The sequence below is a fragment of the Actinomadura mexicana genome, assembly GCF_900188105.1.
Lineage (GTDB): Bacteria > Actinomycetota > Actinomycetes > Streptosporangiales > Streptosporangiaceae > Spirillospora > Spirillospora mexicana.
Genome location: NZ_FZNP01000013.1, coordinates 81,540 through 95,862, shown reverse-complemented (window position 1 = coordinate 95,862; position 14,323 = coordinate 81,540). Strand labels below are relative to the sequence as shown.

Annotated in this window: 13 protein-coding genes; 11 read left to right on the top strand and 2 right to left on the bottom strand. The window is 72.4% G+C overall.

Annotated elements, in window-relative coordinates; genetic code table 11:
• Positions 1 to 5 precede the first annotated feature (5 nt).
• The gene (locus CHC11_RS29310; protein WP_089315080.1) at positions 6 to 1,337 is read right to left on the bottom strand and encodes an SGNH/GDSL hydrolase family protein; all 1,332 of its coding nucleotides are present in this window, start codon (positions 1,335 to 1,337) and stop codon (positions 6 to 8) included.
• A 126-nt stretch (positions 1,338 to 1,463) separates the two neighbouring features.
• On the opposite strand from CHC11_RS29310, the gene CHC11_RS29305 reads away from it, so the two are divergent.
• Together CHC11_RS29305 and CHC11_RS29300 are read left to right on the top strand one after the other, a co-directional pair.
• The gene (locus tag CHC11_RS29305) at positions 1,464 to 2,795 is read left to right on the top strand and encodes a sensor histidine kinase (RefSeq protein ID WP_245919912.1); all 1,332 of its coding nucleotides are present in this window, start codon (positions 1,464 to 1,466) and stop codon (positions 2,793 to 2,795) included.
• A complete protein-coding gene (locus CHC11_RS29300; protein ID WP_089315079.1) occupies positions 2,765 to 3,451 on the top strand; it encodes a response regulator in 687 nt (228 codons plus the stop codon). The genes CHC11_RS29305 and CHC11_RS29300 overlap by 31 nt, the downstream gene beginning before the upstream one ends.
• An 11-nt stretch (positions 3,452 to 3,462) precedes the next feature.
• Here the strand turns inward: CHC11_RS29300 and CHC11_RS29295 are convergent, their stop codons facing one another.
• Positions 3,463 to 4,212, bottom strand: a complete 750-nt coding sequence (locus tag CHC11_RS29295; protein WP_089315233.1) for a GbsR/MarR family transcriptional regulator — start codon at positions 4,210 to 4,212, stop codon at positions 3,463 to 3,465.
• A gap of 253 nt (positions 4,213 to 4,465) precedes the next feature.
• On the opposite strand from CHC11_RS29295, the gene CHC11_RS29290 reads away from it, so the two are divergent.
• From CHC11_RS29290 to CHC11_RS29250, 9 genes are all read left to right on the top strand, one after another.
• Positions 4,466 to 5,128: a DUF4097 family beta strand repeat-containing protein gene (locus CHC11_RS29290; RefSeq protein WP_089315078.1), complete on the top strand. Its 663-nt coding sequence runs from the start codon at positions 4,466 to 4,468 to the stop codon at positions 5,126 to 5,128.
• Positions 5,129 to 5,165: 37 nt separating this feature from the next.
• Positions 5,166 to 6,125 (top strand): ATP-binding cassette domain-containing protein, encoded by a 960-nt coding sequence (locus tag CHC11_RS29285; RefSeq protein WP_089315077.1) that lies wholly within the window; start codon positions 5,166 to 5,168, stop codon positions 6,123 to 6,125.
• Positions 6,122 to 6,895 (top strand): ABC transporter permease, encoded by a 774-nt coding sequence (locus CHC11_RS29280; protein WP_089315076.1) that lies wholly within the window; start codon positions 6,122 to 6,124, stop codon positions 6,893 to 6,895. The genes CHC11_RS29285 and CHC11_RS29280 overlap by 4 nt, the downstream gene beginning before the upstream one ends.
• A gap of 457 nt (positions 6,896 to 7,352) precedes the next feature.
• On the top strand, positions 7,353 to 8,951 hold the full coding sequence (locus CHC11_RS29275; protein WP_089315075.1) for a dolichyl-phosphate-mannose--protein mannosyltransferase: 1,599 nt from the start codon (positions 7,353 to 7,355) through the stop codon (positions 8,949 to 8,951).
• A 49-nt stretch (positions 8,952 to 9,000) separates the two neighbouring features.
• Complete coding sequence (locus tag CHC11_RS29270) at positions 9,001 to 10,380, top strand: DUF6801 domain-containing protein (protein WP_089315074.1); 1,380 nt, start codon at positions 9,001 to 9,003, stop codon at positions 10,378 to 10,380.
• Positions 10,381 to 10,451: 71 nt separating this feature from the next.
• Positions 10,452 to 11,468 carry a cupin-like domain-containing protein gene (locus CHC11_RS29265; RefSeq protein WP_089315073.1) on the top strand — a complete coding sequence of 339 codons (1,017 nt, stop codon included), beginning with the start codon at positions 10,452 to 10,454 and terminating at the stop codon, positions 11,466 to 11,468.
• Between the two features lie 259 nt (positions 11,469 to 11,727).
• Complete coding sequence (locus CHC11_RS41670) at positions 11,728 to 12,561, top strand: DUF6801 domain-containing protein (RefSeq protein WP_179279063.1); 834 nt, start codon at positions 11,728 to 11,730, stop codon at positions 12,559 to 12,561.
• Positions 12,562 to 12,595: 34 nt separating this feature from the next.
• Positions 12,596 to 13,072: a hypothetical protein gene (locus CHC11_RS29255; protein ID WP_089315072.1), complete on the top strand. Its 477-nt coding sequence runs from the start codon at positions 12,596 to 12,598 to the stop codon at positions 13,070 to 13,072.
• 108 nt (positions 13,073 to 13,180) lie between these two features.
• A complete protein-coding gene (locus CHC11_RS29250; protein WP_089315071.1) occupies positions 13,181 to 14,323 on the top strand; it encodes a DUF6801 domain-containing protein in 1,143 nt (380 codons plus the stop codon).

Genomic DNA, 14,323 nt, shown 5'->3' with positions numbered 1-14,323 from the left:
ACCCCTCATCGCAGGACCCGCAGGTCGATGCCGCGCGCCAGGGCCTGGTAGCCCGCGTCGTTGGGGTGCAGGCCGTCCTGGTAGACGTACGAGAGCCGGGAACGGTCGGGGTCGGCGGGATCGGCCATGATGCGGTCGGCGTCCAGGACGGCGTCGTAGGCGCCGCCGGTCCGGATCCAGTGGTTCACGGCGTCGCGGGTCTTCTCGACCTGCGGCGTCCAGACGGGGAACAGGGCGCCCTTCATCGGTCCGATGGTCGTCCCGACGATCGTGAGGCCGCGGGCGCGGGCGGCGCGGACCAGTTGCCGCTGCGCGTCGATGACCTGCGCGGCCGTCGCCGGTCCGCCGGGCCGCAGGCACGGGTCCCCGGGCGTGACGCGGATGTCGTTGGCGCCCAGGTGGACGATCACTGCCCGCACACCGGGGCGGTCCAGGACGTCGCGGGCGAACCGGGCGGTGGCCTTCTCCCCGCCGCACGCCGAGTCGTGGCGCAGCCGGTTGCCGCCGATGCCCGCGTTGACGACGCCGAGCGGGTCGCGGGCGGCGGCCAGACGCTCGGCCAGCGCGTCCGGCAGGCGCGCGTGGGCGCCGTTCGCGGCCCCGACGCCGTCGATGAGCGAGTCGCCGAAGGCGACCACCGTGCCCGCGCTGTTCTCGCCGGACCGACCGCTACCGCCGGTGACCTCCACGCCCGTCAGGTAGTACAGCGCGTCGGTGGAGCCGGTGTAGGCGCCGGCGCCCACGTCGGACAGATGGTCGCCGGAGGCGCGGTAGGCGGGCTGGGTGGTGAAGCGGTGGAAGGTCGCGGGCCCCGTCGCGCCGGTGAACCGCAGCGTGACCGCCAGCTTCTCCAGCGCCACGGTGGCCAGCGGCACCGGATCGCTGGCGAGCTCGGCGCCCGGCGCCACGGCGACGGACCGCGCGCCGCCGAAGGTCAGCGCCGTCGTGGTGTCCGGCCACGCCTGGGCGCCGCCCGCCGAGCGGGCGACGGCCGCGCCCGCGACCCGCAGCGGCCGGGTCCCGTACCGGTTGGACAGCCGGATCCGCACCTTCGCGCCGCCCGCGCTGAGCCGGACGACCTGGCGCAGCGAGTGGTCGCCGAAGCCTTCCACGGACCAGTTCGGCCCCTCGTCCTCACCGCCGGCGATCGGGCGCTGCATCGCCGCGCCCCAGCTCTGCGACCAGCCCGCGGTCCGCGGGGAGGCGGTCCGGTGGGACGCGGCCTGCGCCTCGGCCGGCGCGGGACGGGGCCAGGCGTATCCGAGCCCGCCGATCAGTGCCGCGGCGGTCACGACGGCCAGGGGCGCGACCACCCGTGAGGGAAGTGTTCGTGTCATGCTTCGATCCCACCGCCAGGGCACCGCCGGCCGCATCACGGTGAACCACCAACTTGGAGGTATGCCTGGCACTACCTCGGCGTTCGCCCGGGTCGGGCAGGCCGCGGGGTCGGCTACCGTACGGCTGTGCCGAACGACCCGCCGTCCACCCTGCCGGCCGCGATGGGGCGCCCCGGGTTCCTGCTGACGGCCTGGCCTTGGCGCGCCGCCGCCTACCTGCTGTCGACCGCGGCCGTCGTGGTCGCGGCGGGCGTGCCGCTGGTGCTGCTCGGCATGCCGCTGCTCCTTGCCGCCGCCTCGGACGCCGCGCTCGGCGGGCGGGCGCTGCCGGCCGTCGTCGGCCTCCTGCTGGTCGGCGGGCTCGGGCCGGTGGCGACCATCCCGCTGACCGGGCTGGAACGGCGCCGGCTCCGTCTGGTGGACGCCCGCCCGGTGGGCCCGGGGCATCGCCGGCCGCCCGAACGGGGCGTCCTGCCGTGGCTCCGCACCCGCTACACCGAGCCGGTCACCTGGCGCGCGCTCGGCTACTTCCTGCTGCTGGCCGCCGCCGTCCCCGTCCTGTACGCGGCGCTGCTGTCCGTGCTGGTCTTCCAGTTCGGCGCCGTGGCCGCCCCGCTGATCCTGCTCGGTGACACCGGGCCGATGGTGCTCGGTCCCGTGAAGGTCGCCACCCCGGGGGACTCGCTGCCCTACGCGGTCGGCGGTCTGGTGCTGCTGCCCGCCGTCCCGTACCTGCTGGCCGTGGTCGCCGCGGCGCAGGGCGCGCTCGCCCGGGCCCTGCTGCGCCACCGCTCCGGCGACCGGCTCCAGGCCGAGCTGGTCGAGGTCGCGCGGTCCCGGGCCCGGCTGGTCGACGCGTTCGAGGCCGAGCGCCGCCGCATCGAGCGCGACCTGCACGACGGCGCCCAGCAGCGGCTGCTCGCGCTCACCCTGAAGCTCGGGATCGCCCGCGTGGACCTGCCGCCCGGCTCCCCGGCGGCCGACAGCGTCGCGGACGCCCACGCGGAGGCCAAGCGGCTCATGACCGAGCTGCGGGAACTCGTCAACGGGATCCATCCCCGCGTCCTCACCGACCGGGGCCTGGAAGCGGCGCTGGGCGAGCTGGCCGACCGGTCCCCGCTCGCGGTCACCGTCGAGGCCGACCTGCCCGCACGGCCGCCCCGCCAGGTCGAGAGCACGGCCTACTTCGCCGCCGCCGAGGCGCTCACCAACGCCGCCAAGCACAGCGGCGCCGACCGGGCCGCGGTGTCCGCGCGCCTGGCGGGCGGCGTCCTCACCGTGGAGGTCGCCGACGACGGCGCGGGCGGCGCCGACCCGGCCCGCGGCACCGGGCTGACCGGCCTCGCCGACCGGGTGGCGGTGATCGACGGCAGACTGCTCGTGTCGAGCCCCGCCGGGGGCCCGACCCTCGTCCGTGTGGAGCTCCCTTGCGAACCGAACCGACCGCCGTCCGGGTAGTCCTCGCCGAGGACGGCGTCCTGCTGCGGGAGGGCCTGGCCGGGCTGCTCGCCAGGTTCGGCTTCGACGTCGTCGCCGCCGTCGACGACGCCGGGGCCCTGCTCGCGGCCGTCGCCGAGCACCGTCCCGACCTGGTCGTCACCGACATCCGGATGCCGCCGGACTTCTCCGACGAGGGCCTGCGGGCCGCCGTGCGGCTGCGCCGCGCCGACCCCGGGCTCGCGGTGGTGGCGCTCAGCCAGTACGTCGAACTGAGCTACGCCGCCGACCTGCTGGACTCCGGCGACGGCCGCCGGGTCGGCTACCTGCTCAAGGACCGGGTGGTGGACGTCGCCGACTTCGTCGCCGCGCTGCGCCAGGTCGTCGGCGGCGGCACGGTGGTGGACGCCCAGGTCATCCGGCAGCTCATCGGCCGCCGCCGGGACCCGCTCGCGGCCCTGTCCCCGCGCGAGCACGAGGTGCTCGCGCTGATCGCCGAAGGGCACTCCAACGCCGCCATCGCCCGGCGGCTGGTCGTCACCGACGCGACCGTGGGCAAGCACGTCCGCAGCATCCTGGCCAAGCTCGACCTTCCCCAGACCGACGACACGCACCGCAGGGTCCTCGCCGTCCTGACCTACCTCCGAGGCCGCCCCCCGGGCACCGCCCCCGAGTGAATCCGCAGGACCTAGTCGTGATCTGAGGCGGCCTTGGCGGGGGCTTCGAGGGTGGTTTCGGGGCGGGTGTAGAGGACGTCGCGGGCCTGTTCCAAGGCGCGGGTGAGGCTCTCGCCGACGAAGTCGAGGAAGCGGGCGGCGTTCTCCAGGCGGTTGCCGGCCGGGGTTTCGCGGCCGAGGATGCCGGCGCCCCGCCGTGCGGTCTCGCTGAATCGGTCGTTGTCCCGGAGGCTGCGGACCATCGACTGGTACCAGAGGTCGTTGTCGATGACGTAGCGCTCGCGGCGGCCGTCGCTCTCCCGGCGGAGGAGCTCCAGATCCGCCAGGAACGTCACCGCTTTGGAGACGGACGCGGGGCTGACCTGGAGACGCTGGGTGAGGTCGGACGCGGTGAGGCTGGTGTCGGAGGTGTAGAGGCACCCCATCACGCGGGCCATCATCTTGGGCAGGCCCGACGTCATGAGGACGGTGGTGAGGGTCTCCTGGAACTCCTGGACGGCCTCGGCGTCGCGTCCGTGGGGCTGCGGGGCCGCCTGCGCACCCCGGGGTGCGGTCTGGGCGCGCCGCCGGGTGCGGCGCTGGGTGGCGTGGTGGGCCAGGTCGGCGCGGTAGCCGGTGGGGCCGCCGTTGCGCATCACCTCGCGGGTGACCGTGGAGGTCGGACGGTCGAGACGGCGGGCGATCTCGGCGTAGGCGAGGCCGTCTGCCAGCCCGACCGCGATCTGCTGGCGTTCCTGCTGGGTGAGCCTGCCTCCCGGCATCACGACCCCCTTCGTGCCCCGCGGGGCCCCGGCGTTGCCTGACGCCTTCACCATAGCGTTCACCTTCATCACATTGCAACGCCTGTTGGGTCCAGTGTTGCGTTAGGCGATAGACCGTTGCAATGATTTCAGTGAGTTAACCTGGGCAAATGCTGTCTCAGTGCAAAGATTTCGTTGTGCGAATCTGGAAAGCAACGTAGCTTTTGCGTTGTTCGAAACAACGAGCCGCGAGGCGAACCGCGAGGAGAGCACGATGCAGAAGTTCGAAACCCCCGCCCCGGTCTCCGCCGTCCTGAACGTCCCCGCGGGGCGCGTCCAGCTCATCGCCGCCGACCGGGCCGACACCGCGGTCGAGGTCCTGCCCGCCGACGCCTCCAAGGGGCGCGACGTGAAGGCCGCGGAGCAGACCACGGTCGAGTACGCCGACGGCGTCCTGCGGATCGCGGTCCCGGTGAAGAACCAGTACCTCGGCCCCTCCGGAGCCATCGAGGTGACGGTCCAGCTGCCCACCGGCTCCCAGGTGGAGGCGAAGGCGGCCGGCACCGAGTTCCGCGCCGTCGGACGGTTCGGCGACGTCGCCTTCGAGGGCGCCTACCGCTCGATCAAGCTGGACGAGGCCGCGAGCGTCCGCCTCACCGCCATCGACGGCGACGTCGAGGTCGGCCGGCTGGGCGGTCCCGCGGAGATCAGCGCCCAGCGGGGCGACATCCGGATCGCCGAGGCCGTGCGCGGCAAGGTCGTCCTGCGCACCCTGTCCGGCGACATCTCGGTCGGCGCCGCCCCCGGCGTCTCGGCCTCGCTGGACGCCGGCACCGGCCACGGCCGCATCACCAACGCCCTCAAGAACGACGGCACCGCCGAACTCGACATCCACGCCACCACCACGCAGGGCGACATCACCGCCCGCAGCCTCTGACCCCCGGCCTCGAAGCGACCCCCCCGAGGAGCAGCACATGACCGACCTGGCCATCGCGGCGAACGGACTGCGCAAGTCCTACCGCGACAAGAAGGGCGAGAAGGTCGTCCTGGACGGCATCGACCTGGCCGTCCCCGAAGGGACGATCTTCTCCCTGCTCGGCCCGAACGGAGCGGGCAAGACCACCGCCGTCCAGATCCTGTCCACCCTGATCCGCGCCGACGGCGGCGAGGTCCGCGTCGCGGGGTTCGACCTGGCCCGCCAGGCCGACGACGTGCGCGGCGCGATCGGGGTGACCGGGCAGTACTCGGCGGTCGACAAGCTGCTGACCGGCGAGGAGAACCTCCTCCTCATGGCCGACCTGAAGCACCTGCCGAAGGGCGAGGGCAGGCGCAAGGCCAAGGATCTGCTGGAGAAGTTCGACCTGGTCGACGCGGCGGGCAAACCGGCCTCCACCTACTCCGGCGGCATGCAGCGCCGGCTCGACCTGGCGATGACCCTGGTCGGCGACCCGCGCCTGATCTTCCTGGACGAGCCCACCACCGGCCTCGACCCCCGCAGCCGGCGCGCCATGTGGGGCATCGTCCGCGACCTCGTCCGCAACGGCGTCACCATCTTCCTCACCACGCAGTACCTGGACGAGGCCGACGAGCTCGCCGACCGCATCGCCCTGCTCGACCACGGGCGGCTGATCGCCGAGGGCACCGCCGATGAGCTGAAGCGGCGCATCCCCGGCGGCCACATCCAGCTGAAGTTCGGCGACCCGGGCCGTCTCGACGCCGCCGCGCTTGCCCTCGGCGCCGGCGCCCCCGACCCCGAGGCGCTCACCCTGCAGGTGCCGAGCGACGGCAGCGTCCGGATGATCCGGGACGTGCTCGCCGTCCTGGACGAGTACTCGATCGAGATCGACGAGATGTCGGTGCACACGCCCGACCTCGACGACGTCTTCCTCACCCTCACCGGCCGGGAGGCCGACAGCAAGGAGGCCCTCCGATGAGCACCCTCACCCTCGCCGCGCGCGACTCCTCCACCATGGTCCGGCGCCAGCTCAAGCGCATCCTCCGCTACCCGTCCATGACCGTGCAGCTGATCATCACGCCCGTCATCATCCTGCTGCTGTTCGTCTACGTCCTCGGCGGCACCCTCGGGAACGGGCTCGGCGGCGGCCGCGACGCCTACGTCAACTACGTCGTCCCCGGCATCCTGCTCATGACGGCCGCCACCGCCGCGACCGGAACCGCCGTCATGGTCGCCACCGACATGACCGAGGGCATCGTCGCCCGCTTCCGCACCATGCGGATCTCCCGGGCCTCGGTCCTCACCGGCCACGTCGTCGCCAGCGTCGTCCAGCAGCTCTTCGGGATGGCCGTCCTCATCGGCATCGCCCTGGCGATCGGCTTCCGCCCGAACGCCGACGCCGTCGAATGGCTGGCGGCCGCCGGCATGCTGACCCTGTTCGCCGTGGCCGTCACCTGGCTGTCGGTCGCCCTCGGCCTGAAGTCCTCGACCCCCGAGGCCGCCAGCAACGCCCCGATGCCGCTGATCCTGCTGCCGTTCCTCGGCAGCGGCTTCGTCCCCACCGACTCCATGCCCACCGCCCTGCGCTGGTTCGCCGAGTACCAGCCCTTCACCCCGATCATGGAGACCGTCCGCGGCCTCCTGCTCGGCACCCCGATCGGCAACAGTGGCGCCATCGCCACCGCCTGGTGCGCCGGCCTCGCCGTCCTCTCCTACCTCTGGGCCAAGCGCACCTACAACAAGGCCTGACCGTGAACCGGCCGAACAGGGCCGTCAGACCACCGGGTCTGACGGCCCTGAACGCTTTCCGCCGCCGGTTCGGATTCCGATGGCCTCGCGGAGCAGCAGGACGGTGCCGCGTCCAGGCTGGTACTCCGCATTGAGGATGAGAACGGGGGTCGACGGCGCTGGGCCACCCGTGGACGGGCACCACCTTTCGCGCCCCGGCGATCCAGATCGCGCGGGCGGCACCGCCGGAGTCGCCCGGCCGCTTTCGTGGTGCGGAAATTGCGCATTGCGGGACAGCGGCGTCCGGGAATGTTGTCGCTGGTCTCTATAACGGCATTCGGGTTTCCGGAGCGGGACGTTAGAAAACTCACGAGGGTGAGTGAACGGCCCCTTTTCTTCGTCGCGGACTTGGTTCATCCGGTGGTCCGCCGCTCAATACGGTTCTTCTCCCCGTCCACGCCGTAGCGAAGGGGGGAGCATGGTGACCGCCTTCGTAGCGGTGGAAGAACCGGCGTCCGCGACCGATCCGCCGGCCGGTTGGCGCGCGTCCGCGTGGGGCTGGCTCGGGCCGCTGCTCGTCGCGGCCTTCGCCGGATTCCTGGTGTTCGATCGGCTGGGCTCCCCGCACGCCCTCGTCTGGGACGAGACGTACTACGCCAAGGACGCCTGGGCGCTCCTGCACTACGGGGTCGAGCACAACTGGCGCGGCGGACCGGACGGCGAGCCGGCCAACTCCTACTTCCTCGCCGGGCACCCGGTGGCGGGGCTCGCGGGCGGCGGTGAGTGGGCCGCGCATCCGCCGCTCGGGAAATGGCTCATCGCCGCCGGAACGGCCGTCTTCGGCTCCGGCCCGTTCGGCTTCCGCTGCGCCGCCGGTGCGGCGGGCGTGCTGGCGGTTCTGCTGCTGGCCCGCATCGCCCGGCGGCTGACCGGATCGACCGTGCTCGGCTGCGCGGCCGGGCTGCTGCTCGCGCTGGACGGCACATGGCTGGTGTCCAGCCGCGCGTCCATGCTCGACATCTTCCTGCTGGTGTGGGTGCTGGCCGGGTTCGGCTGCCTCGTCGCCGATCGGGACAGGACGCGGGAAGCCCTGGTCACGCGTATCGAGGGCGGGCGGCCCGGCGGGCCGTTCCTCCGGCACGGGTGGCGCCTGGCCGCCGGGGTCTGCTTCGGCCTCGCCTGCGCCACGAAATGGTCCGGCCTCTACGTGCTCGTGTTCTTCTGGGCGCTGGCGCTGATCTGGGACAGGAATGCGCGCAGGGACGCCGGGGCCCTCCGGCCGTGGCGTGGCATGGTCAGGCTCGACCTCCTGCCGTCGCTGGTCCAGGTGTGGGCCGTCGCCGGGGCCGTCTATCTGGCCAGTTGGTGGGGCTGGTTCGTCTCAGGGACGCCGCTGCAGAAGACACTCTTCGGCCAGAACGTTTCCGGGTTCCAGCGGCGCTGGGCCGAGGCGCATCCGAGCGGCCTGTGGCCGTCGTTCCTGGATCCGCTGCGGTCGCTGTGGCACTACCACGCGATGACGCTGGACTTCCACAACGGTGTGACGCAGGCGAACCCCGGCCAGTCGTGGCCGTGGCAGTGGCCGGTCCTCGGGCATCCGGCCGTCTTCTGGCGCACTTCCGTGCCGCGGGGGCGGGACGGATGCGGCGCCGCGACGTGCGTCAGCGAGATCTCCCACCTGGGAACGCCCGCCATCTGGTGGTTCTCCATCGTCGCGCTGCTCGGCATGGTGGTCTGCGCGTTCGCGGCGCGCGAGTGGCGGGCCGCGGCGGTCGCGGGCGGCTACCTCGCGAGCTGGCTGCCCTGGTTCCCGGCCGCGCTCGCCGACCGGACGATGTACTCCACCTACGCGCTCCCGATGCTGCCGTTCGCGATCCTCGCGATCGTCCTGCTCTTCGACGGCGTCCGCGCCCCGTACCGGGACCGCCCGGTGCCGCGCCTGCTGCTCTGCGCCGCCGGGGCCGCCTACCTCGCGCTCGTCGCCGTGAACCTGGCCCACCTCCTGCCGATCCTCACGGGCCGGCCCGTCCCGGAGGCGGACTGGCAGGCGCGCCTGTGGCTCCCCGGCTGGACGTGACCTCTCGCCGGCCCGCACATCCGCAGCAGTTCAGGAGAGGTGATCGACGATGAGGACCCCGGCCCGCTGGAGGCTCGGCGCCGCGACGGCCGTCGGGCTGGGCGCGCTCGTGACCGGATCGGTGCCGGGCGGCGTGGCGCGGGCGCAGGAGGCGGACGCCGCCCTGACCTACGCGTGCCGCCTGCCGTCCGGGACGTCGCAGGAGGTCGCTGTCCGGGTGCGGGGGACGTTCCCCGCGGCGGGGAAGGCCGGGCGCCCCGTGCGGCCGGGGCGCGTCACGGCGACCGTGACGGTCCCGAAGGCCGCGGTGCCCGAGGTGAGCGCGCTCGGGGGAGCCTCGGTCGCCGGCATCGCGGAGCTCGGGATCTCCGTGCGGCAGAACGGCAAGGCCGCCCCGGCGACCTGGCCGGGGCTCACCACGCCCGCCACCCCGGTCGCGGACGGCGCCGACCTGGTACTGGCCGCGTCCGGGGACGTCCCGGCGGTCACGCCCGCCGGGACCGGCGACCTCACGTTCACCGCCGGGGACCTGGCGCTGGCGCTGAGCCCGCGCGACGCCCACGGCGGCGTCCCCGAGGACGCGAAGCCGGCGATCACCATCGGGTGCGAGCCGTCCGGGGAGCACGTCCTCGCCACGGTGCCCGTGCCCGCCGGGACGGCCCCGGCGACGCCCGCGCCGCCGAAGCCCGCGCCGCCGAAGACGGGGGATCGGGCCGCCGCCGAGGCGCCCGGCGGGACCCCGGCCGAGTGCGGGAAGTTCACCGGGCCCACCGACGACTGGTACCCCGGCTGCGTCTACCTGTCCGGATTCTCCAACGTCACCAAGCTCAAGGGCGCCGCGATCCTGAACGATCCGGAGTTCGGCCGCCCGGCCCTCACCAACCTCGTCTACTCGCTCACCGACACCGGCGCCTCCGTCCGGCAGCGGTTCGTCTCGCCGCTGCGGTCGCGGTCGACGTTTCTGACCTTCGGGTTCATGCCGACGACCGCGACGATGGAGATGACGCAGCGTCCCCTCGGACCCGGCGAGGACTACGGGACGTTCGAGGCCGTCAGCGACATGCAGACGGGCATCCAGTCGGTCAACGCCCACATGCGGATGTCGATCCGCATCTCGGACGTCTCCGTCAACGGGACGCCGCTGAACGTCGGCGAGAACTGCCGCACCGCGACGGACGCCGACATCGCCCTCAAGGGCGAGATGACCAGCGTCCTGGAGGGCGGGACGCTCGACGGCTCGTTCAGCATCCCGCGCTTCACCGGCTGCGGAGCCGGCGAGGACCTCAGCCCGCTCTTCGACGGCACCGTCTCCGGCCCCGGGAACCTGCTGCGCGTCAGCCTGGGCGCCACCTGCATCCCCGACGCCGACATCAGCTGCCCGCCGGTCGTCCCCGCGCCCGCGCGCACCGCCCCGCCCCCCGCCGGCTGACCGAACACGCCTGCTGACCGAACACGCCTGCTGACCGAACACGCCTGCTGACCGAACACGGAGGGAACGCCGTGACCACCACCACCCGACCGAAGGACCAGTGGCGCCGCTGGATCGCCGAGAACCTGCTGCTCGGCAACCCGCCGGAGGTGATCCGCACGGCGCTGGCGAGCAACGGGTTCAGCGAGGAGGAGGCCGCCCGCGAGGTGGCCGGCGCGCTGGCGAGCCCGTACGTGCTGGGCGCGACCCGCGTCGCCAACCGGCTCCGCAAGCGCGAGTGGACGCTGACCGTCTACGCCAGGCTCGCCCGGATGCGCGCGGGCGGCGGCGAGATCGCCCGGCGGGAGCGCCTCTCCCGGGACGAGTTCTTCGAGGAGTACTACTTCCAGAACAGGCCGGTCATCATCACCGGGATGCTCAAATCGTGGCCCGCGCTCACGAAGTGGGACTTCGACCATCTGCGCGCGACGTGCGGCGGCAACGAGGTCGAGGTGCAGTTCGGGCGCGAGTCCGACGAGAACTACGAGATCAACGGGCCGAAGCACAAGCGGCTGATGCCGTTCCGCGAGTACGTCGACATGGTCGAGGCGGCCGGGACGACCAACGACTTCTACATGACGGCGAACAACGCGTCCCGCAACCAGCGGGCACTGGACGTCCTGTGGGACGACATCGACCCGATCTCCGAGTACCTCGACGGCGACGAGGCCAAGGGCCGCAGCTTCTTCTGGCTCGGCCCGCCCGGCACGAAGACGCCCTACCACCACGACCTGACCAACAACTTCATGGCGCAGGTGATGGGCCGCAAGAAGGTCAGGATGGTGCCGATGCACGACACCGCCCACGTCTACAACACGCTGCACTGCTACTCGGAGGTCGACGGGAGCGACGTCGACTACGACAAGTTCCCCGCCATGCGCGGGGCGCAGGTGCTGGAGTGCACGCTCGCCCCCGGTGAGCTGCTGTTCATCCCGATCGGGTGGTGGCACTACGTCGAGGGCCTCGACGCCACGATCACGATGAGCTTCACCAACTTCCTGAAGTACAACGACTTCGCCTCCGACTACACCACCTACCAGCACCTCTGATCGATTCGCGCCGGTGATTCGAGCACCGGATGACAAAATGCGGAAATGCTGTCGTCCGGTGATCGGATGCTGCCCTCGAAAAGTCGCAGAAATGTCAAATCCTGTACCCGGGGCAGCAATTTTCAAAAGCCGTTGAACGGTGAGCGAGAACGCCTTCGTTTTTGTCAGTCGATCGTGGAGACTCGCCCGATGGCGGCCGGTAATTTACCGCTTCGAAACGTACGGGAAATCTGGTTCCGGACGAACGAAAGGCAGAAAGTTGGACGACAAGCTCGGTACGCGCAAGCGGCGCACGGCCAAGGGCCTCGCGACCGCGGCCATCGGGGGCCTCGGCCTCTCCCTGCTCGGCGTCGTCGGCGCCGGCCCCGCCCTGGCGGACCCGATCCACCAGACGCTGAACTTCCACTGCGTCTTCCCGCTGATCGGCAACCAGCCGCTCACCGTCGACATCGACAGCGACTTCCCGTCCACCATCAAGGTCGGGGAGCTGTCGCCGCCGTTCCACATCAAGTCGACGGCGCACATCACCGGCACCATCACCAACGGCCTGCGCGCGGTGAAGGCCGTCACGCTGGAGGGCACGGCCTCCGCCGACTCGGTCGTGTCGGTGCCCGAGGACCCGAACCTGCCGGTCGCGACGGACGTCGTCATCAACAAGGTCGACATCCCGCAGCAGGCCGGGGCGACCTGGGACCTGGTCGCCGAGGGCGACGCGCCGCAGCTGGTGTTCAGCCAGACCGGCGAGGGCAAGATCACGATCGTCGGGCTGACGCAGCACATCAACCCGAAGAAGGCCGACGGCAGCGAGGTCTGGGCCGGCGGCAAGGACGTCGTCTGCACCAAGGACCCGGGGCAGGACGAGCCGTTCGCCCACTTCACCATCACCGACGGCGGCACCCCCACCCCGACGCCCACGCCCACCCCCACGCCGACTCCCACCCCCACGCCGACCCCCACTCCCACGCCGACCCCCACTCCCACGCCGACGCCGACTCCTACTCCCACGCCCACCCACCCCCACCCCCACCCCCACGCCGACCCCCACTCCCACGCCCACCCCCACGCCCACCCCCACGCCCCCCACCGGCGGTGAGCACTACGACTTCACCCTCTCCGGTGAGACGTTCGTGAAGGCGCCGAACGGCAAGGCGCCCCTGACCGGCTCCGTCGGCGCCGACCTGGACCTGGACACCGGCGCCGTCTCCGCGGACCTGCGGCTGGAGCCGACCAAGGGCAACTTCCAGATCCTCGGCTTCCTGCCGGTGACCGCCGACATCGGCCTCGTCACGCAGGGCCCGACCACCGGGCTCTACAAGGACGGCCAGCTGACGACCAACAGCAAGGTCATCACCAAGATGTCGTCGTTCAGCGCGTTCGGCGCCATCCCGATCGGCGGCGGTGAGAACTGCCAGACGACCGAGCCGTCCGACATCCGGCTCCAGTCGCCCGCGGGCGAGTTCTTCGACCCGGGCGTCGGCGGCAAGATCAGCGGCCGGTACTCGCTCTCGTCGATCGACCAGTGCGGGCCGCTGACCGGCATCCTCAACCTCTTCACCGCCGGTGACGGCAACACCATCGACCTGACCCTCACGCCCAAGGCGTGACGGCGGCGGTGAGCTGACGGTCAACCAAGGCGGGTCCCCGCCGTGCCGCGAACGCGGCTCGCCGCAGGTGCGGCGAGGGGCCCGTCCCGTACGAGGCGAGGTCGACAGGTGACGAAGAAGAAGAGAACGGGCGCCGCCCTGGCCCTGGCCGCCGCCCTGCTGGCGTCGAGCCTCGCCGGCGCGGGCACCGCCGCGGCGGGCCCGGCCACCCTCGGACTGGACTACCACTGCACGTTCCCGCTCCTCGGGCCCCAGCCGGTGCACGTGGAGCTCAGCGCGGACGTCCCCGACCGGGTCGCGATCGGCGAGGTGATGCCGGGGATCGTCGTCGACTCGGTGTCGGCGGTGAGCGCCGAGTCCGCGCGGGGCCTGCGGGCCCTGTACGCGACGGCCCTGGAGGGCCACGCGCTGGCCGACGCGACGCTGACCGTCCCCGAGATGCCGGACGGCCTGCCCGTCGAGGTCGACTCGGCACTGGACACGACGCCCATTCCCGCGTCCGGCGGCTTCACCGTGAAGGGACGCGGCACGGCGCCCGACCTGACGTTCACGCAGTCCGGGCCCGGCAAGGTCACCATCGGGAACCTCGTCCTGACCCTGACCCCGCGGACGGACGACGGCGGCGCCTCCGGGCTCGGCACGTTCGAGTCCGAATGCGCGCAGGACCCGGGGCAGGACGACGTCCTCGCCTCCTTCGAGATCGTGGACGAGGACGGCGGCCCGGGGGCCGCGCCGTACTCCTACGCGCTCAAGGGCTCCTCCACGATCAAGGCGTCCGGGGGGACGCTCCCGCTGACCGGCGCGCTCGACGCGAAGGTCGGCGGCGGCGCGGTCACCGGCGGGCTCACGCTCGACCCGTCCAAGGCCCGGTTCACGATGCTCGGCTTCCTGCCCGTGACGGCCGACGTCACGTTCGCCGCCGAAGGCGGGACGACCGGGACGTACAAGGACGGCGTCCTCACCACGACCTCCGAGATGACGGCGCGCTTCCCCTCGTTCACGGTGTTCGGCTTCCTGCCGGTCGGGGGCGGCGACGCGTGCCGGACGTCCCAGCCGTCCGGCATCACGCTGACGTCGGCCGCCGGGTTCGACCCGAAGGCGGGCGGCGCCCTGACCGGCGTCTACGAGCTGCCGCCGATCGACGGCTGCGGCGCGCTCACCGGCGCGCTCGGCTCCTCCCTCGCCGGCCCCGGCAACGCGATCACCGTGACGCTCACCCCGAAGCCGAGCACCCAGAAGAAGACGAGCTAG

Bases quoted from the DNA above. Each gene is read 5' to 3' on its own strand.
- CHC11_RS29310 (WP_089315080.1), bottom strand. From the start codon at position 1,337: ATGACACGAACACTTCCCTCACGGGTGGTCGCGCCCCTGGCCGTCGTG.
- CHC11_RS29295 (WP_089315233.1), bottom strand. From the start codon at position 4,212: ATGCCGGGAGGCAGGCTCACCCAGCAGGAACGCCAGCAGATCGCGGTC.
- CHC11_RS29290 (WP_089315078.1), top strand. From the start codon at position 4,466: ATGCAGAAGTTCGAAACCCCCGCCCCGGTCTCCGCCGTCCTGAACGTC.
- CHC11_RS29285 (WP_089315077.1), top strand. From the start codon at position 5,166: ATGACCGACCTGGCCATCGCGGCGAACGGACTGCGCAAGTCCTACCGC.
- CHC11_RS29280 (WP_089315076.1), top strand. From the start codon at position 6,122: ATGAGCACCCTCACCCTCGCCGCGCGCGACTCCTCCACCATGGTCCGG.
- CHC11_RS29275 (WP_089315075.1), top strand. From the start codon at position 7,353: ATGGTGACCGCCTTCGTAGCGGTGGAAGAACCGGCGTCCGCGACCGAT.
- CHC11_RS29270 (WP_089315074.1), top strand. From the start codon at position 9,001: ATGAGGACCCCGGCCCGCTGGAGGCTCGGCGCCGCGACGGCCGTCGGG.